The organism is Clostridium sp. K13 (assembly GCF_019734195.1).
In the GTDB taxonomy this organism is placed as follows: Bacteria; Bacillota; Clostridia; order Clostridiales; family Clostridiaceae; genus Clostridium.
The window spans coordinates 136,906-154,823 of record NZ_JAASHM010000005.1 but is presented as its reverse complement, the minus strand read 5'-3'; the positions used below and the strand labels follow the sequence as shown (position 1 = coordinate 154,823).

General features: G+C 28.3%; 12 protein-coding genes. 1 reads left to right on the top strand and 11 read right to left on the bottom strand.

The annotated features are described in order from the left end of the window. Window positions 1-166 precede the first annotated feature (166 nt). The 9 genes from HCG76_RS05330 to HCG76_RS05290 form a co-directional block, all read right to left on the bottom strand. Window positions 167-1,762 (bottom strand): IS1182 family transposase, encoded by a 1,596-nt coding sequence (locus HCG76_RS05330; protein ID WP_260458081.1) that lies wholly within the window; start codon window positions 1,760-1,762, stop codon window positions 167-169. Between the two features lie 128 nt (window positions 1,763-1,890). After that, window positions 1,891-5,547, bottom strand: a complete 3,657-nt coding sequence (locus HCG76_RS05325; protein WP_221700320.1) for an efflux RND transporter permease subunit — start codon at window positions 5,545-5,547, stop codon at window positions 1,891-1,893. Window positions 5,548-5,633: 86 nt separating this feature from the next. After that, window positions 5,634-6,296: a hypothetical protein gene (locus HCG76_RS05320; protein WP_221700321.1), complete on the bottom strand. Its 663-nt coding sequence runs from the start codon at window positions 6,294-6,296 to the stop codon at window positions 5,634-5,636. 201 nt (window positions 6,297-6,497) lie between these two features. Next, the gene (gene thiI, locus HCG76_RS05315) at window positions 6,498-7,655 is read right to left on the bottom strand and encodes a tRNA uracil 4-sulfurtransferase ThiI (protein ID WP_221700322.1); all 1,158 of its coding nucleotides are present in this window, start codon (window positions 7,653-7,655) and stop codon (window positions 6,498-6,500) included. Then, a complete protein-coding gene (locus HCG76_RS05310; RefSeq protein WP_221700323.1) occupies window positions 7,652-8,794 on the bottom strand; it encodes a cysteine desulfurase family protein in 1,143 nt (380 codons plus the stop codon). Before HCG76_RS05310 ends, thiI begins: the two co-directional genes overlap by 4 nt. A 323-nt stretch (window positions 8,795-9,117) precedes the next feature. Further along, window positions 9,118-9,555, bottom strand: a complete 438-nt coding sequence (locus HCG76_RS05305) for an ACT domain-containing protein (RefSeq protein WP_195987284.1) — start codon at window positions 9,553-9,555, stop codon at window positions 9,118-9,120. 1 nt (window position 9,556) lies between these two features. Continuing rightward, window positions 9,557-10,456 (bottom strand): homoserine kinase, encoded by a 900-nt coding sequence (gene thrB / locus HCG76_RS05300; protein ID WP_221700324.1) that lies wholly within the window; start codon window positions 10,454-10,456, stop codon window positions 9,557-9,559. After that, window positions 10,449-11,918, bottom strand: a complete 1,470-nt coding sequence (gene thrC, locus HCG76_RS05295) for a threonine synthase (RefSeq protein ID WP_221700325.1) — start codon at window positions 11,916-11,918, stop codon at window positions 10,449-10,451. Before thrC ends, thrB begins: the two co-directional genes overlap by 8 nt. A 189-nt stretch (window positions 11,919-12,107) precedes the next feature. Continuing rightward, on the bottom strand, window positions 12,108-14,657 hold the full coding sequence (locus tag HCG76_RS05290; RefSeq protein WP_221700326.1) for a calcium-translocating P-type ATPase, PMCA-type: 2,550 nt from the start codon (window positions 14,655-14,657) through the stop codon (window positions 12,108-12,110). Window positions 14,658-14,865: 208 nt separating this feature from the next. Between HCG76_RS05290 and HCG76_RS05285 the strand changes: the two genes are divergently transcribed. Continuing rightward, a complete protein-coding gene (locus tag HCG76_RS05285; protein WP_221700327.1) occupies window positions 14,866-16,509 on the top strand; it encodes a putative manganese-dependent inorganic diphosphatase in 1,644 nt (547 codons plus the stop codon). A 95-nt stretch (window positions 16,510-16,604) separates the two neighbouring features. Here HCG76_RS05285 and HCG76_RS05280 read toward each other — a convergent pair whose 3' ends face one another. Together HCG76_RS05280 and HCG76_RS05275 are read right to left on the bottom strand one after the other, a co-directional pair. After that, a complete protein-coding gene (locus tag HCG76_RS05280; protein ID WP_195987289.1) occupies window positions 16,605-16,775 on the bottom strand; it encodes a YvrJ family protein in 171 nt (56 codons plus the stop codon). Between the two features lie 82 nt (window positions 16,776-16,857). After that, window positions 16,858-17,916, bottom strand: coding sequence for a galactose ABC transporter substrate-binding protein (locus HCG76_RS05275; protein ID WP_294172477.1), 1,059 nt, complete (start codon window positions 17,914-17,916; stop codon window positions 16,858-16,860). Window positions 17,917-17,918 lie beyond the last annotated feature (2 nt).

The window sequence follows — 17,918 nt, the reverse complement described above, 5'->3', positions numbered from 1 at the left end:
GCTGTATCAGATTGAATTAATAAATTCAGTCTGAATACAACTCCTTTTTAATTGTTCAAAATTTTATACACTAATTTTTATGTAAATATTGCTATTAATTTTGTTTTTTTACATGACAAAAAGAAGGTTAGATGCCTTCTGGTATAATTTTCATATATAGTTTTTATTATGCACCTTTCGGCTCGTGCAACAGCTCGCCGTTTCGACCTTGTAAAGTTTTGTTGTGCAATTTATTAACATTATAAGCAAATGCCATTATCAATAATTCTATTCTGACTTTCTTATTTCCTCTCATTAAAAATCTTCTAAATCCATAATCTTGTTTAATTACTGCAAATGCACCTTCAACTTGAATAGATCTATTTATTCTTAAACGTATACCTTCCTTGGTTGTTATATTAGCTAATGATTCAGATCTTAATCTTAAAAATTCTTTAGGAACATGTAATTGCCTATTATTCTTAGCTTTTGTGCATTTATTTTTATATTCACACCCTAAACAGCTTTCGCATTCGTAGATACTTACTATTGATTTAAAGTTTGATTTTGATTTTCTTGTAGTAGATCCTTTAGGAAGTAGTTTCTTGCCAGCAGCACAAATATAGTAATCATCCTCTTGGTTATATTGCATATTTTCTCTTTTACTAATATCATTTTTAAACTTTTTAGTTTTTGATTTTTCATATGTTTGAGGCTTAATGAAAGCTTTTTGATTATTATTTTCTAAATATGTATAGTTTTCTTCACTTTCGTATCCTGCGTCAGCAGTTATAGATTTATATTTTTTATTTAAGTTCTTTTCTAACTTATCTAAAAATGGTATAAAGGTAAGTTGATCTGATCTTTCACTTGATATATCTATTCCAACTATATATTCACCTTCTACCCCTATTTGAACATTATATGCTGGTTTTAACTGACCATTTTTCATATGATCCTCTTTCATATGCATGAAAGTAGCGTCATGATCAGTTTTTGAAAAACTATTTCTTCCATTAAAAATTTTATTGTATTCATCATATTTACTTTGTTTTTCTATAAAATCACTAATTGTTTCAGTATATTTTTGAAGGCTACTTTTTCTTTTGCCTTTTCCATATACAAAATCTAATCCTTCTTTTTCTTTAATTTCAATAAGTTTATCTTTTACCGCTAATGCATATTCAACTGAAATTTTTTCATCTGATATATCTAGCTTTAAATTAAGTTCTGAATTTATATCTAATAATATTTCATGCATTTTATTTTGTAATTTTTCTTCAAATTTATCAGTAGCTTTTTTCCAAACAAAGCTATATCTATTAGCATTCGCTTCGATTTTTGTACCATCAACAAATAAATTTTCAAATTCTATTTCATTTCGCTTTTCTAACTCAATTATAAATTGTGAAAATAAGTCTTCTACACATTCTTCCAACCTTTTACTTCTAAATCTTGCAATTGTATTATGACTCGGTTCCTTTTGCCCCTGCAAAAGCCAACGAAAGTTAATATCTCTTTTACAAGCTTTTTCAAGCTTTCTACTAGAATATATACCTTCCATATAGCCATAAGCAACTATTCTAAATAATGTTTCAGGTAAGATCATTGGATTTCTACCTTCAGTAGAGTATGCTTCATATAATTTTGAATAATCTAGTCCCTCCGTTACTTCATATAATGTTCTTACTGAATCATCTTTCGGTATAATAATTTCTAAATTAATTGGGAATCCTAATTGATGAATGTGTATAATATTGTTTTTTAATTTAATGTTTTTCATAACAATATTATGTGCAAAAGGGAGGATTCGAATTCGAATCCTCCCTTTCTTATTCGGCTAGTATCAAAAGTTATTTTGATACAGCCCCTTTTTTATATTTAATAATAGCAAATAAATGTTTAAACGCCTTAATATATTTCATCTATTAATTTATCATTAAAATTTCCTTTTAATTTTTTCCTATGAAGTATGTCATACATTATAGGAACTATAAATAACGTTAAAACCGTTGCATAAGTTAATCCACCTATTGTTACAATAGCCATAGGTTGAATCATATCCGCTCCCATTCCTAATCCCATTGCTAAGGTAGAAAGTCCTAAAATAGTAGTTAAAGCAGTCATTAATATTGGTCTTACTCTTGTTTTTCCTGCCACTACTAATGCTTCTTTCTTTTCCATACCTTCCATTCTAAGCTGATTAACATAATCTACAAATACTATTCCATTATTAACTACTATACCTGCAAGTATTAAAAATCCTAATATAGAAATCATATTTAATTCAAAGCCTGTAATAATTAAAGCTAAGAATCCTCCTGTAAAGGCAAGTGGTATTGTAAATAATACTATAAACGGTGATAATAATGATTGGAATTGAGCAATCATAATAAGATATATAAATACTATTGCTAATGCAATCATACTTATTAAATCTCCAAAAGCTTGATTCATGGCATCTTGCTCTCCACCAATTTCTATAGTATACCCTTCCGGAACATTATAAGCTTTAAGTTTCTTTTCAATTTCATTACTAACCTTACCTACATTATGATTTGAATCTACTGCTGCTGTAACTGATAAGGATCTTACTTGCTCAACATGGTTAATTGATGATAATCCTTTTTCTTCTGTTATAGTTGCAATTGTACTTAATAACACTTCTTCTTCATTACCATTTTTATTTCCCTTAATTTTAATATCCTTTAAATTATCTCTCTTTAAAGCATTTTCATCATCTTGTGCTATTATTACAGGATAATCATTTGAATTTAAATTTATAGTTGTTGATGAAGTTTCTAAAGATAATTCCTTTGCTACAGCTTGATAAACTTGTGCCACTGTTAATCCATACTCCATAGCTTTATTTTTATCAACAGTTATTCTCGTTTCCATTGATGCATCTTCTAATCCATCTGAAATTTCAATTGTTCCCTCTACTTCTCCAAGAATTTTTGATATATCTCCTGCAATATTTTTCAGAGTATCTAAATTATCACCTTCTATTGCTATGCTTATTCCTGAATCTCCTAAGGCAGACATATCCATAGTTGATGTATTAACACTTATTTCACAGTTTAAATCTTTAGTCTTATCTTCTATAAGTTGCCCAACTTCTTTGCTAGATAACTTTTTATCATCTTTTAAAATTATATAAAAAGAAATTGATTTACTATTTCCACCCCCCATTAAACTCATTCCACCTGAGCTTTGCATGGCACCTATAGTTTCTATATCTTCAATATCTGATATCTTATCTATTACAGTATTACTCATTTCTCTTAATTCTTCTGTTTTAGTTTCCTTGTCCATTTCCATAGTTACAGTAATTTGAGTACTATCCATGGTAGGTAAAAGTGAACTTCCCTTTGATATTGCAATAACAGTACTTCCTATTAATAATACAACTGCTAAAATTAAGAATACTGCTTTATGCTTTATCGAAAATCTTAAAGTTTTTTCATAATAAACTACAAATTTATTAAATATCTTATGTTCTTTTTCAACTGACTTTTTAAGTATATTTGAAGCCATAGCTGGTACCAATGTTAATGCTACAATTAAACTTGCTAATAAAGAATATGCTATTGTTAATCCCATATCAGTAAATAGTTGTCTTGATAACCCTTCCGTAAACACTATTGGTAAAAATACACAAATGGTTGTAAGTGTTGATGCAAAAATTGCTCCTGCAACTTGTGTTGCACCTTTAACTGCTGATTCTACTGATGACATTCCTTCATTTCTAAGCCTATATATATTTTCAATTACAACTATACTATTATCCACCAGCATACCAACCCCTAAGGCTAAACCAGCTAATGAAATAATATTCATCGTTACTCCACTAAAATACATCATTACAAGTGCAAATAATAAACTTATTGGAATACTAAATGCAATTATTACTGTTGGTTTTACATTTCTTAAGAATATAAATAAAATTATTATTGCTAAAACTCCACCTAATATTAAATTGCTTAATACTGATTGAACTACAATATTAATATATACTCCTTGGTCCTCAAGAGATGTTATGTGCATATCTTGATTACTTTTTTGAAGGGTTTCTATTGTCTTATTGATTTTATCTGAAACCTCTGATGTAGAGTAAGTACTCTGCTTTTGAAATGATAATATTATTCCATCATTTCCATTTATTTTTGCATACATTTCATCTGAATTATCAGTAAAGGAAACTTGTGCTACATCCTTAAGATATATATTTCCAACACCCTCTACATCAATATTAAATAACAATAAATTTTCTAACTCTTCTATAGATGAAAATTCTTCTCCTACTTTAACTAGATACTTTTCTTCATCTTCAGTTATATATCCTGCTGGCATTGAAAAGTTTTCTGCCATTAAAATATTTGATATAGTGCTTGAAGAAAGTGCTTCCCCTATTCCTGCATTTTTATAAGCTTCATCTCTAGCTTCTTCAAACTCCTTTATACCCTTGTCTAATTCCGATTCGCTTGTTATTAGTTGGGCTGAAGCTTTACTTAATTCTTGATTTAATGTTAGTTTTCCTATTTCTAATTCTTTTTCTTTTGCCGATATTGTAGTTAATTGAGTTTCTAAATTTGACTTTTGATTAATTATCTCTGATAATCCACTTTCAATTTGTTCTAATCCAGTTGTTAACTGTTCAAGTAATTTCTTTTCTTCTTCAGTTAAATCAAAACCTAATTCTTGTTGCTTTTCTAATAGCCTTTCTAAAAGTTTTTTCTTTGATTCTAAATCTGCCTTTTGAGTTTCTAAGTTATTTTGGGCTAATGATAAACTATTAATACCTTCTAATAGCTTAGTTTTACCACTTTCAATAGCAGCAGATGCCTCTGCTAATTGTGTTATTTGTGTTTTTCCTTGTGATTCTAACTGTTCTTTTCCCGTAGCTAATTGATTTTTTGCATCATCTAATTTAGCTTTTCCTTCAGCTAGTCCACTATCTATACTTGCTAAAACCTTATTGTTAATTTCATCTATCTTATCTTGATTTAATTGAATTTTTAACTTTTCTTCAACTAATCCTGTTGCACTTACAGATGCTACACCTTCAATTTTTTCAAAGGCTGGTATTACTGTTTCATTAACTACTTTAGTTATTTCCTTAGTGTCCATACTGTTAATATCTATACTTGCAACCATTATAGGTAGCATATCTGGATTCATTTTCATAAGCATTGGTGTTTGTACTTCATCTGCTAATTGAGCTTGTACCAAGTCAATATAACTACTCATTTCAATTAAAACACTATCCATATTTATACTTTGTTCAAACTCTAAAATTATAAGACTAGAATTTTCACTAGATATACTATTTATACTTTTTACTCCACTAGTTGTTGCAAGGGTTTGCTCTAAAGGCTTAGTTACAGTTAGTTCAACCTTTTCTGGACTTGCTCCTGGATATGTTGTCATAACCATAACATATGGCAAATCTATACTTGGTAATAGATCTGTAGTCATTTTTGTAAATGAAATTATACCTAGCAATATAACTAATATTACAGATACGAAAACTGTAAATGGTTTTCTTACACTAAATTTTGAAAGCATTATTCTCCCCCTATTTATTGGTATACTATGTTAATTTTATATTTTTTATCCAATTATTACAATGAGGAGTTAAAATTTGTTATTTTTTATTTACAATGCTCGCACTTAAAGTCTTTTCCACTTTCATATACAGTTCCACTATTTATCACTTTGCTTCTAGCTAAAGTCCTACAAGAACTTTTAGCATGATAGGTTTTTCCTTTTGGAGTCCAAAATACTAATTCTTCACTTTTTTCATTAAATACTTCATTTATATTATTAATTTCGCTATTTATTTCTTTACTATTTTCCCTTACTTCTTCATTAATTTCTTTATTTTCTATAATTTCTTTAGATTCATCCATTACAGTATCAAAAATATTTTCAGAATAATTATTAACTTCATTCTCTACTTCTTCTTTTATTTCTTGTACTAAATCCATTGTTTTAGGTTCTTCTATAATTTTTATTTCTTCTATATTATCTTTTATATCTATAATTTCACTTTCTTCATTTATTGTAGTAATGGCTACTTCACTTAATACTTCATTACCTATATCAACAGTATTTTTATCATTAATAGTTTCTATATTATTTATTTCAACTATTTTTTCTTGTTTAATACTATTATTTTCTTTACCCCATTTTTTAAAAATAGATAAAGGTAAGCTTTCAAGAACTGTTACTCCTACACTTTTTCTTGTAAAATCACCCTTAAATATATATATAATGCAACCTATTACTAATATTGCTAATATTATTTCAATCATCTTTATTTACATCCTCTTTATCTTAATTTACTTTTAGAATATTTAACACTATTGATTATACTATTAATACTATAGATAAATAAAGAATTATTATAAACATTATTAATTTATAAACTTAAATCCTACATTAATTAACAAAACCACACCATATATTTATTTAAATACATAGTGTGGTTAATAATTTTATTCTTTATTATATTTTTAATAAACTACTAATTCAGTATTATTAATTGCCTTTTCTACCATTGCATCTATATCTAAAACTGATTCCGCTTTTCTCATTGCTTCTAATTGTGGTTTAGTTTTGGGATGTTTTGGAACAAATATTGTACAACAATCTTCATATGGTAAAATTGAAGTATCATAAGTTCCTATTTCCTTGGCAATATCCATAATATCACCTTTATCCATTGCAATTAATGGTCTAAATACTGGTCTATCTGCACAGTCAGTACTTACTATTAAACCTTCCATAGTTTGACTGGCAACTTGACCTATGCTTTCTCCACTTGAAACTGATTGTACTCCATACTTTTCAGCTAAACTACAAGCACATCTCATCATAAATCTTCTCATTAATATAGTTAATTCATCTTGTCTACACTTTTCCATTATATCTAATTGGATATCTGTAAATGGCACTATATATAAGTTAACTCTTTCTGTATAATTAGCAAGTATTTTAGCTAATTCTTTAACCTTATCCTTAGCTCTTTCTGAAGTATATGGATGACTGTGATAATATACACAATTAAGCTCTACACCTCTTCTAGCCATTAAGTATCCAGCAACCGGCGAATCAATTCCTCCTGATAACATAAGCATTGTGCTACCATTCATTCCGTAAGGTAATCCACCAACACCTTTTATTTTATCTTTACTTGTAAATACATATGCTTTTTCTCTAATTTCAACATTTACTAAACATTCAGGATTTTTAACATCAACCTCTAATCCTTCTCCAAAATGATGAAGTACATAGCCTCCAACATCTCTAGATGTTTCAATAGAATTTAAGTGGAATTTTTTATTAGCTCTATTTGTTTCTATTTTAAATGTCTTTGGATTTGATTCTTTAACTTTTCTTAAAGCTTCCTCCTTTATTGCAGTTAAGTCTCTTTCTACTTCAGTAACTATACAAACTTCTGCAACTCCAAAAACTTTTCTTACTCTTTCTACTGCAGCATCTATATCCTCAGCCTTTATAAATCCTCTTCCTTGGTCAGTAACAAATTCAAACTGTAATCCAGAAAGCTTCTTTTCTATATTTTCTTTTAATTTTCTTTCGAACTTTCCTCTATTTAATCCTTTTAGGAATATTTCTGAAGCATATTTAACTAATATTAACTTATTGTTCATCTTTTTACTCTCCTTAAAAACATTAATGACTTTTTCAGTACATCAATTGTATAATCTACCTCTTCTTTTGTATTTTCATATGAAAAAGAAAATCTTATTGCAGATTCAATTTCTCTATTATTTAATCCTAAAGCTTTTATTACATAACTTCCATGAGCCGCACTACTTTTTGATGTACATGCAGATCCAGTAGCTACATATACTCCTGCTTCCTCTAATAAATGCAATAATACTTCAGCTCTTACACCTAAAAAAGATACATTTAAAATATAAGGACTAAATCCTTCTATTCCACTATTTATTCTAACATCATTTATTTCTTTTAATTTTTCAATAAAATATGATTTTAACTCAGAAACTTCTGTATATCTCTTATTCATATTTTCAAAAGTTATTTTTGCAGCTTTCTCAAATCCAATTATTCCTGGAAGATTTTCTGTTCCAGCTCTAAAGCCTTTTTCTTGGCTACCACCTGAAATAAGTGAATTTAATATTATTCCTTTTTTTATGTAAACTAATCCTGTTCCCTTAGGTCCATGAATTTTATGTCCTGCTACTGTTAATAAATCTACTTTTGCCTTACTAACATCTATAGGTAATTTTCCATAACCTTGAACAGCATCTACATGAAATTTTGCCCTAGAACTTTTTTCCTTAATTAAATTTCCTATAGCTTCAATATCCTGTATAACTCCCATTTCATTATTAACATACATTATTGAAACTAAAACTGTATCCTTACATATAGCTTCTTCTAAATCTTCTAATGAAATTCTACCATCATTATCAACATCTAAATATGTAATTCTAACACCTTTTTCTTCTAGCTCTTTACATGTATTAATTATAGAATGATGTTCAAAAGTTGTTGTTATAAAATGATGACCTGGTTTAAGTAACCCTTTTAAAATAAGATTATTTCCTTCACTTCCACCAGAAGTAAAATATATCTCATCCTTGTTGCATTTAATGGTAGATGCAAAATACTCTCTAGCTTCATTTAATCTTTTTTCACAATTAATCCCAATCTTATGTAAAGATGATGGATTGCCAAAATACTCCTTCATACCTTTACTTACTTCTTCTATTACTTCATCATAAGGCATAGTAGTAGCACTATTATCAAAATAAATATTCAATGACAATCACTCCTTTCTTTTAGTATTTACATCATAAGTAAAATTTAAAATTTAAATTTTACAAATTTAACTTACAACTTTCACATTAGTAAAAGTTGTTTCATATTAATTTAAAATTCTATCATTTACTTTACTATAAGTAAACTATTTATACAATAAAATCTAGTATTCCTATCATTTTTCTGTGAAATATATATTTTATTATATAATTTTTTCTTAAATATTATATAGTTTTTGTAATTATTATTTTTTAATAACAAAAAAAAGCCAGGTTTTATTTCTAAATAATTCCTGACTTATTAATCATAATTTTCTATTTTTTATTATTCCATTGCAATAAATTCAACTTTATCTACAAATTCTAATTGTTTTAACTCTTCTAGCATTTTACTTAATTCAATTTTCATTGTTGATATATCAATAGTTAAACTTAAATTTGCTAAATTATTAATTGGAATACCTTGATCAATAGTTAAAATATTTCCACCATGTTCTGAAATAAAGTTTAATATATTAGAAAGCACACCTTTTTGATGAGCTATTATCATATTAAACGTTGCCTTTCTTCCATTGGACATTTGTGAAAATTCAAAAACATAATCTTTATATTTATAATAAACACTTCTACTTATTCCTGCAAGCTTTGTAGCTTCTGTAATTTCCTTTACCTTACCTTCTTGTAAGATTTTTTTTGTATTAATTACCTTTTCAAATACCTCTGGCAAAACCTTTTTATCAATAACTAAATAATCACCGTTCATATTATTCACCTTTCAAAATTTTTGCCCCATGTTTATCTATTTTTAACTCTTTAATATCCCAATTTAATTCTTGTTCTTTCATAAATCTCATAAAATTATTTACAAAATCTATATCTTTACTATCAACAATTGCCATCAACGTTGGTCCTGCCCCACTTAAAAAACAACTAAATGCACCAAGTTCTAACGCTTTATTATAAACTTCATCAAAATTATCAATGAGTTTACTTCTAAATCTTTCATGAATCCTATCTTTACTTGCTTCCTTTAATAAAGCATAATTACCATTTGAGAAACATGATATTAATAGGGCAGCCCTCCCTATATTATAAACACAATCTCTAAAGGAAACCTCTTTAGGTAGTATTGCTCTTGCTTTTTCAGTTGAAAGCTTAAATCTTGGAATTAATGCAATAAACTTAACTCCCTCTTTTACTTCTACACAATTATATAATGGCTTTTTACCATCTACCATTATTGTAGAAACTAATCCTCCAAAAATAGCTGGACATACATTATCAGGATGACCTTCAATATCAACAGCCAAACTTAATATCTCATTTTTATTTATTTCCTTGCCCATTAAAGCAAAACCTCCTATAAGTCCTGCTACTATACAGCTTGAGCTTGAACCTAGTCCCCTTGATATTGGGATATCTTGCTTTATTATTTTAATCCTTATGCCTTCAAATTTAAAGTCATATTTATCAAAAATCTTCTTTATAGCCATAAAAATTATATTATTTTCATTTTGAAATTCTTTTTCTACACCCTCAAAGAATAGCCCCTTATTCTTTTCAAGTGAAAATTCATATTCATTATATATATTTAAAGAAATTCCCAACGAATCAAAACCAGGCCCCAAATTGGCTGATGTCGCTGGTACCCTTACCCTAATCATTTTTAGCCCCACTTAAAAAATCAATTAAACTTTCTTTCATTTTGTCCTTATCACATATTTCCTTATGAAGCACCTCTTTTTTATCTAAATCCTTTAGATTATTAGGTATATTAGTGTTAGTATTAGTACTTAATATATTTAATATTTCAAATTCATCCTTTTCACTAATATCAAATCCTAAAGCATTGCAAATACTTCTTGGAAACTTATAAGGACTAGCTGTTGATGCAACTAACGCCTGTCTATAATCTGAAGTTTCTTTTCTATACTTATTCAATACTACATAGCCCACTGCAGTATGTGTATCCATCAAATATCCTTCATTATTATAAAGCTCTTTAATAGCTTCATAGACTTCATTTATATTTGCATAATTTCCATAAAAATCACTTAAGAACTCTTTTGCCCTTTTTGAAATTGAATATACCCCTTTATTACTCAATTCCTCCATAAGATTCTTAGTTTCTAATGAATCCCTATTATTAGCCTCAAATAATAGTCTTTCTAAATTTGATGAGATTAAGATATCCATTGATGGTGATTCTGTTAATATTAACTCTCTTCTCTTATCATATAACCCTGTATTTAAGAAGTCTGTTAATACATTATTTTCATTAGATGAACATATTAACTTTCCTATAGGTAGCCCCATTCTTTTCCCATAGTAAGCTGCTAATATATTACCAAAGTTCCCCGTTGGAACTACTACATTTATTTCATCGCCCTCTTTTATTTTTTTCTTATTAACTAAATCAAAGTAACCATAAAAATAATAAACAATTTGTGGTATTAATCTTCCAATATTAATTGAATTAGCTGAAGATAGTAAAAATCCATTTTCTTTCAATTTATTCTTTAATTTATTATCCCCAAATATTGTTTTAACTCCACTTTGTGCATTATCGAAATTGCCCCTAATTCCGATTACTTTTACATTATTACCTTCTTGTGTTACCATTTGCTTTTGCTGAATTTGACTTACACCTTTTTCTGGATAATAAACTACAACCTTAAATCCATCCACATTACTAAATCCGTTTAATGCAGCCTTACCTGTATCTCCGGAAGTAGCTGTTAATATAACTATTTCTTCATTAATATTTTCCTTTTTCTTTGCTGCCTTCATTATTTGTGGTAAAAATAATAACGCAGCATCCTTAAAAGCTGATGTAGGCCCATGATATAGTTCTAAAAAATTCTTTTCTTCCCTTACAAAGAATTTTTTATTGTATGCTTCATTTATTGCCTCTTTTAAACTTTTATTATCAATATCATCAAAAAATTCTCCAATTATTTCATATGCTAATTCTTCATAAGAAAGCCCCATTTTCTTTTTCAAATCATCATATAAATTTGGAAATTCTATCGGAACATATAACCCTCCATCATCTGCAATGCCCTTTATAATTGCTTCAGAAGATGAAATAATTTCCCCTTTTCCTCTAGTACTTATAAATTTCATTTTACCCCCCTAATACTTTATTTATTTTCCACTCCTCTGTATTATATTTCTACTTTTAAGCAATAATTACCATATGAAAATATTACCATGTATTTCAAAGGAATACAAGTGTTTTTTTCTTGTAAACATTTTTATTTTATTTTTTCATAAAAATAGGCCATCTCACTCTTAGAGATAGCCTATTAAAAATTACTTTTTAGATTTTATAAGAAGATAAACACTGTTTATTAAGAATATTATTCCTGAGAAGAATATTACTAATAGCCATTGTCCTAAATTTAAAGCAACTGTATTAAATACTCCTCTTAAGAATGGAATATATAATATTCCACATATCATTGTAATTGAAACTAATACTGCTCCTAACAAGTATGGATTAGTTAATACATTTATTTCAAATATAGAGTGTCTTTCTGATCTACATTCAAAAACATGTAAAAGCTGAGACATAACTAATGTACATAATGCAATAGTTCTGCAACTTGCTAAATCCATTCCATAATATCTACCAACCATAAATGATAATAATGTACAAATTCCTATTAAACATCCTCTAACAATAATTTTCTCCCAAAGACCTCTTGCAAATATACCTTCATTTTTTTCTCTTGGAGTCTGCCTCATTATATCTTTATCTGCAGGATCTACTCCTAATGCAATAGCTGGTAATCCATCTGTAGCTAAATTTACAAATAAAATTTGTATTGGTGTAAGTGGATTTGGCAAATAAAATAATGATGCTAAGAACATTGTTAACACTTCACCTAAATTACAAGATAGTAAGTATCTAATAAATTTTCTTATATTATCATATATAATTCTTCCCTCTTCTACAGCAGATACTATTGTTGCAAAGTTATCATCCATTAAAACCATTGCTGCTGCTTCCTTAGTAACATCTGTTCCTGATATACCCATAGCAACTCCAATATCAGCCTCTTTTATTGCTGGAGCATCATTAACACCATCCCCAGTCATTGCAACTATGTTGTTATTCTTTTTAAATGCCTTTACTATTCTCAACTTATGATTTGGGGATACTCTAGCAAAAACTCTTAACTTACATACTCTCTTTGCTAGTTCTTCATCAGACATCTTTTCTAACTCATCACCAGTAATAGCTTGATCATCCGTAGTACAAATATTAATACTCTTTGCAATTGCCAAGGCAGTATTTTTATGGTCACCAGTTATCATTACAGGCTTAACTCCTGCCATTTTACATTTTAATACTGCATCCTTAACTTCTATTCTCGGAGGATCCATACTTCCTGCAACACCTAAGAAAATTAAATTTTCTTCAACTGAATCATTTTTAACTACATGTTCTTCTTTATAAGCTGCTGCTATACATCTTAATGCTCTATTAGACATAGATTCGATATAACTATATATTTGTTTTTTCTTTTGAGCAGTAAGTGGTTTTATCTTTCCATTTTCTAATACAGCATTACATCTCTCTAATACTCTTTCTGGAGCACCCTTCATATAACAAGTTTCTTTGCCATTTGCATTCATTATTACTGTCATCATCTTTCTAGTAGAATCAAATGGTATTTCAAATACTCTATTAGCTCTTCCAATAAATCCTTCTAATTCCTTTGTTTCTTTAAAAAACACTTTAACTAAAGCTGTTTCTGTAGGATCTCCCATAACAGCTTTATCAACATCTTTAATATCATAATTATAATTTGTATCATTGCAATATATAAAGGCTTCTTTAAGCTTTTCGCAATCATATATCTTTTCTTTATCTAATTCATAAACTTTTCCATTTGTTAAAATTTCTTTTACTGTCATTTTATTTTGGGTTAATGTTCCTGTTTTATCTGAGCAAATTACTGAAGTACATCCTAAAGTTTCAACAGCTGGTAGTTTTCTAATTAATGCATTTCTCTTAAGCATTCTGCTTACTCCTAAAGCTAATGCTACAGTAACTATGGCAGCTAATCCTTCTGGTATTGCTGCAACAGCTAATGATACACCCAAAAGGAACATTTCAGTAATATCATTTCCTCTTAATATTCCAAGTACAGTTACAATTATGCATACTACAATACAAACAATAACTAATATCTTTCCTAAAGAATCTAATCTTTCCCTTAGAGGTGACTTTTCTTCTTCTATGTTATCTAGAAGATTTGCTATTTTACCCATTTCAGTTTGCATTCCTATAGAATCAATTAATAACAAACCTCTACCTTTTAAAACTATTGTCCCCATATATCCTTCATTTTTTCCTTTGTTAGTATCCTTTGATATACCTACTGATTCACCTGTTAATAAAGATTCATCTACAACCATATTAGCTGCATCAATAAATGTTCCATCAGCTGGAATTCTATCTCCTGCCTCTAATATAACAACATCTCCAATTGTTAACTCTCTTGAATTTATAACTTTAATATTTCCATCTCTTATAGCCTTACAAGTTGGAGCCGCCATTTCCTGTAATGCTTCTAATGATTTTTCCGTTCTGAATTCTTGTACAAAACCTAATATTGCATTTACAATTACTATAATAAGTATTGTTACCGCATCTGCTTTGTCTCCAATAATTCCTGATATAATAGTTGCACCTATTAATACCCATACTAAAAAATCATTAAATTGAGATAAAAAAATTAAAACTGGTGACTTTTTCTTTTTATGTTTAAGTTCATTTAAACCATAAGTTTTAATTCTTTTTTCTGCTTCTCTTGTACTTAATCCTCTAGTAAATTCCTTTTCCTGTATCACCCTTTCTCCTCCTCTTTAAGAACTCTTGTATATATATATTAATGTTTATGTAATACTATGAATAATTAAGATAAATTTATCCTTAATATACTTTACATTTTTATTTACAAATCTCATTTACAAATATAGAATAGTAGTATGCAAAAATATGTATAAAGCTATTAATCCTATATAGCTTTATTTAAACAAACTAAGGAGGGCATATTGCATGAAAGATATAATTTATGTAACTGGTCATAAAAATCCAGATTCAGACTCAATATGTGCAGCTTACGCATATGCTGAATTTAAAAATAAGATTGGTGACGTTGAGACAGTTGCTTGTAGACTTGGTAATGTAAATCAAGAAACTCAATTTATACTAGATTATTTCAACGCAGAATCACCAAAATTCTTAAACACAGTAAAACTTAAGGTAGAAGACTTACAATTTGATAATATAAGTCCAGTATCTCCTGATATCTCATTAAAAACTGCTTGGTCAATCATGAGAGACAAAAATATAAAAACTTTACCTGTAGCTGATGAAAATGATCATTTATTAGGAGTATTAGCTGTAGCTAACTTAACTTCTTGCTATATGGATATCTGGGATAACAGAATATTAGCAAAAAGTAATACAACTTTAGATAACATAATTGATACATTATCTGCTAAAGTTGCTTATGTAAATGAAGATAGAAAGTGCTTCCCTGGTAAAATAGCTGTAACTGCTATGCAACCTGACACTATGTCTGAACACATAGAAGAAGGAGATATTGCTATTGTTGGAGACAGAGAAGAGGCTCAAGCTGCATTAATTAATCTTAATGTTTCATTAATGATAGTTACTGGTGGATATGCTCCATCTGAAAAAATAATAAGCTTAGCTAAAGAACATGGAGTAACTATTATAGTAACTCAACATGATTCATTCACAGCTTCAAGACTTATTGTACAAAGTATCCCAGTTGGGTATGTAATGGTTAAAGAAAATATAGTTTCTTTCACAACTGATGATTTAGTTGATGATATAAAAGGAATTATGAGTGAAACTAGATTTAGAAGCTATCCTGTTTTAGATCAAAACGGAAGAGTTGTTGGTACTGTTTCTAGATACCACCTAATCTCTAATCATAAGAAGAAAGTTATTCAAGTTGACCATAACGAAAGAGGTCAATCTGTTGATGGATTAGAAGATGCTGAAGTATTAGAAATTATCGACCACCACAGAGTTGCTGATATCCAAACTAATAATCCAATTTACTTCAGAAATGAACCAGTTGGAAGTACTTCAACAATAGTTGCTAAATGCTTCTTTGAAAATGGAATTAGACCATCAAGAAAAGCTGCAGGACTTCTTTGTGGAGCAATAATTTCTGATACATTATTATTCAGAAGCCCAACTTGCACTCCACAAGATCAATATATCTGCAAAAAGCTTTCTGAAATTGCTGGTATAAACATAGAAGAGTTTGCAAAAGAAATGTTTAAAGCAGGAACTTCATTAAAAGGTAAAACTGTTGAACAAATCTTTAATACTGACTTCAAACCATTTACTATTGAAGGTACTAAAATAGGTATCTCTCAAGTTAATACAATGGATATTGAAGGATTTATGCCTTTAAAAGAAGAAATGTTAAATTATATGGACCAAAAGGCTAAAGAAGCTGGTTTAGAAATGGTTCTATTACTATTAACTGATATCTTAAACGAAGGTTCTGAAATATTAGTTACAGGTGCTAAACCTGAAATAGTTGAAAAAGCATTTAAGGTTACGTTAAAGGATAAGGGTGCATTCCTTCCTGGAGTTCTTTCTAGAAAGAAACAAGTTGTACCTCCAATAACTAATACTATAACTTCTGGAAACTAATTTTTTATCAAATTAGTTAGGTAATATATAAAAAAGAAAAGTGAAGAGCTAAAGGTGAAATATATACTTCTTACCTCTTCACTTTTAATTTTTACTTATTCATTATTAATTACAACACCAAGTTTAGTTGAAATTATGGTGTTAAGTTTATTTATCGAAAGTGTTAATGACATTATTTGTTTTTCTAATCTTATTAGTAAATATGCACTAATAGCTACTGGAAAACCAACATTAGCAATTAAATTAATTAGTTCACTTATCTCCATAATCTTACCTCCTAAAATAATCATTACACTTAATATATATCCAGTAACTAATACTTTTTATATTATAAAAATTTTATTTTTACTACTGTATATCTTCTTTAATATAACTATCTATATTTTCATCAGTTATTTTCTTATAAGATGTTTTAAATTGATGAGTCTTATTTAAACCTTTCATTAATTTAGAATCATAATTATATTTTAAATCATATGAAATATCTATCATCATTTCAGCTTGACTTATATAGTCATTAAATACTGTGCCCTTTAAAGAGCCATCCTTTATACATTCTAACGCCTCTGGTATACCATCAATTCCAACTATAAGTGGTCTATCTTCTTTCTCTATATCTGCATTTTCAAATGCTGATATAGCTCCTAATGCCATATCATCATTATTACTAAAAACAACTTCTATTTTATCACCAAATTCATTAATCCATTGTGTTATCTTTTCATATGCTTGTGAGCCTTGCCAATTGGCACTATCACTTGCTAGTTTTTCAACCTCAATACCTAAACCTGTTATCTTTTTAATAGTAGATTCTGTTCTAATAAGCGAATCTTGATGCTCTGGCTCTCCCTCAAGCATAACATATTGTATCTTTTCATCTCTATTTTTATCTACACTAAATTTATCTTTATTATATTGCTCTAATACTATTTTTCCCTGAATAGAACCTGACATTTCAGCATTAGCACCAACATAATAAACTTTATCCCATAAATTAATATCCTCTTCTACTGGTTCTCTATTAAAGAATATAACAGGTATATCATACTTTTTAGCTTTATTAATTATTACAGAGGCTGCTGTTCTATCCACTATATTAACACATATAATATCATAATCTTCACTTATAAATTTATCTACTTGACTATTTTGTAATGTTGAATTCCCCTTTGCATCTGATATATTTACAGTAATTTTAGTGCCAGTTTCATTTTCTTTTTTAATTACATATTCTTCAATTATATTTGTCATACAAGAAATAAATTTATCTTCCTGCTTATATACAGTTATTCCTATTTTTAATTCATTATTTTTTTCAATTTTAGCACTAATACTTTCACTACACCCTATAAAATTACACCCAATAATCATAATAATTATAAATACACCATTAAATTTCTTAATCACAA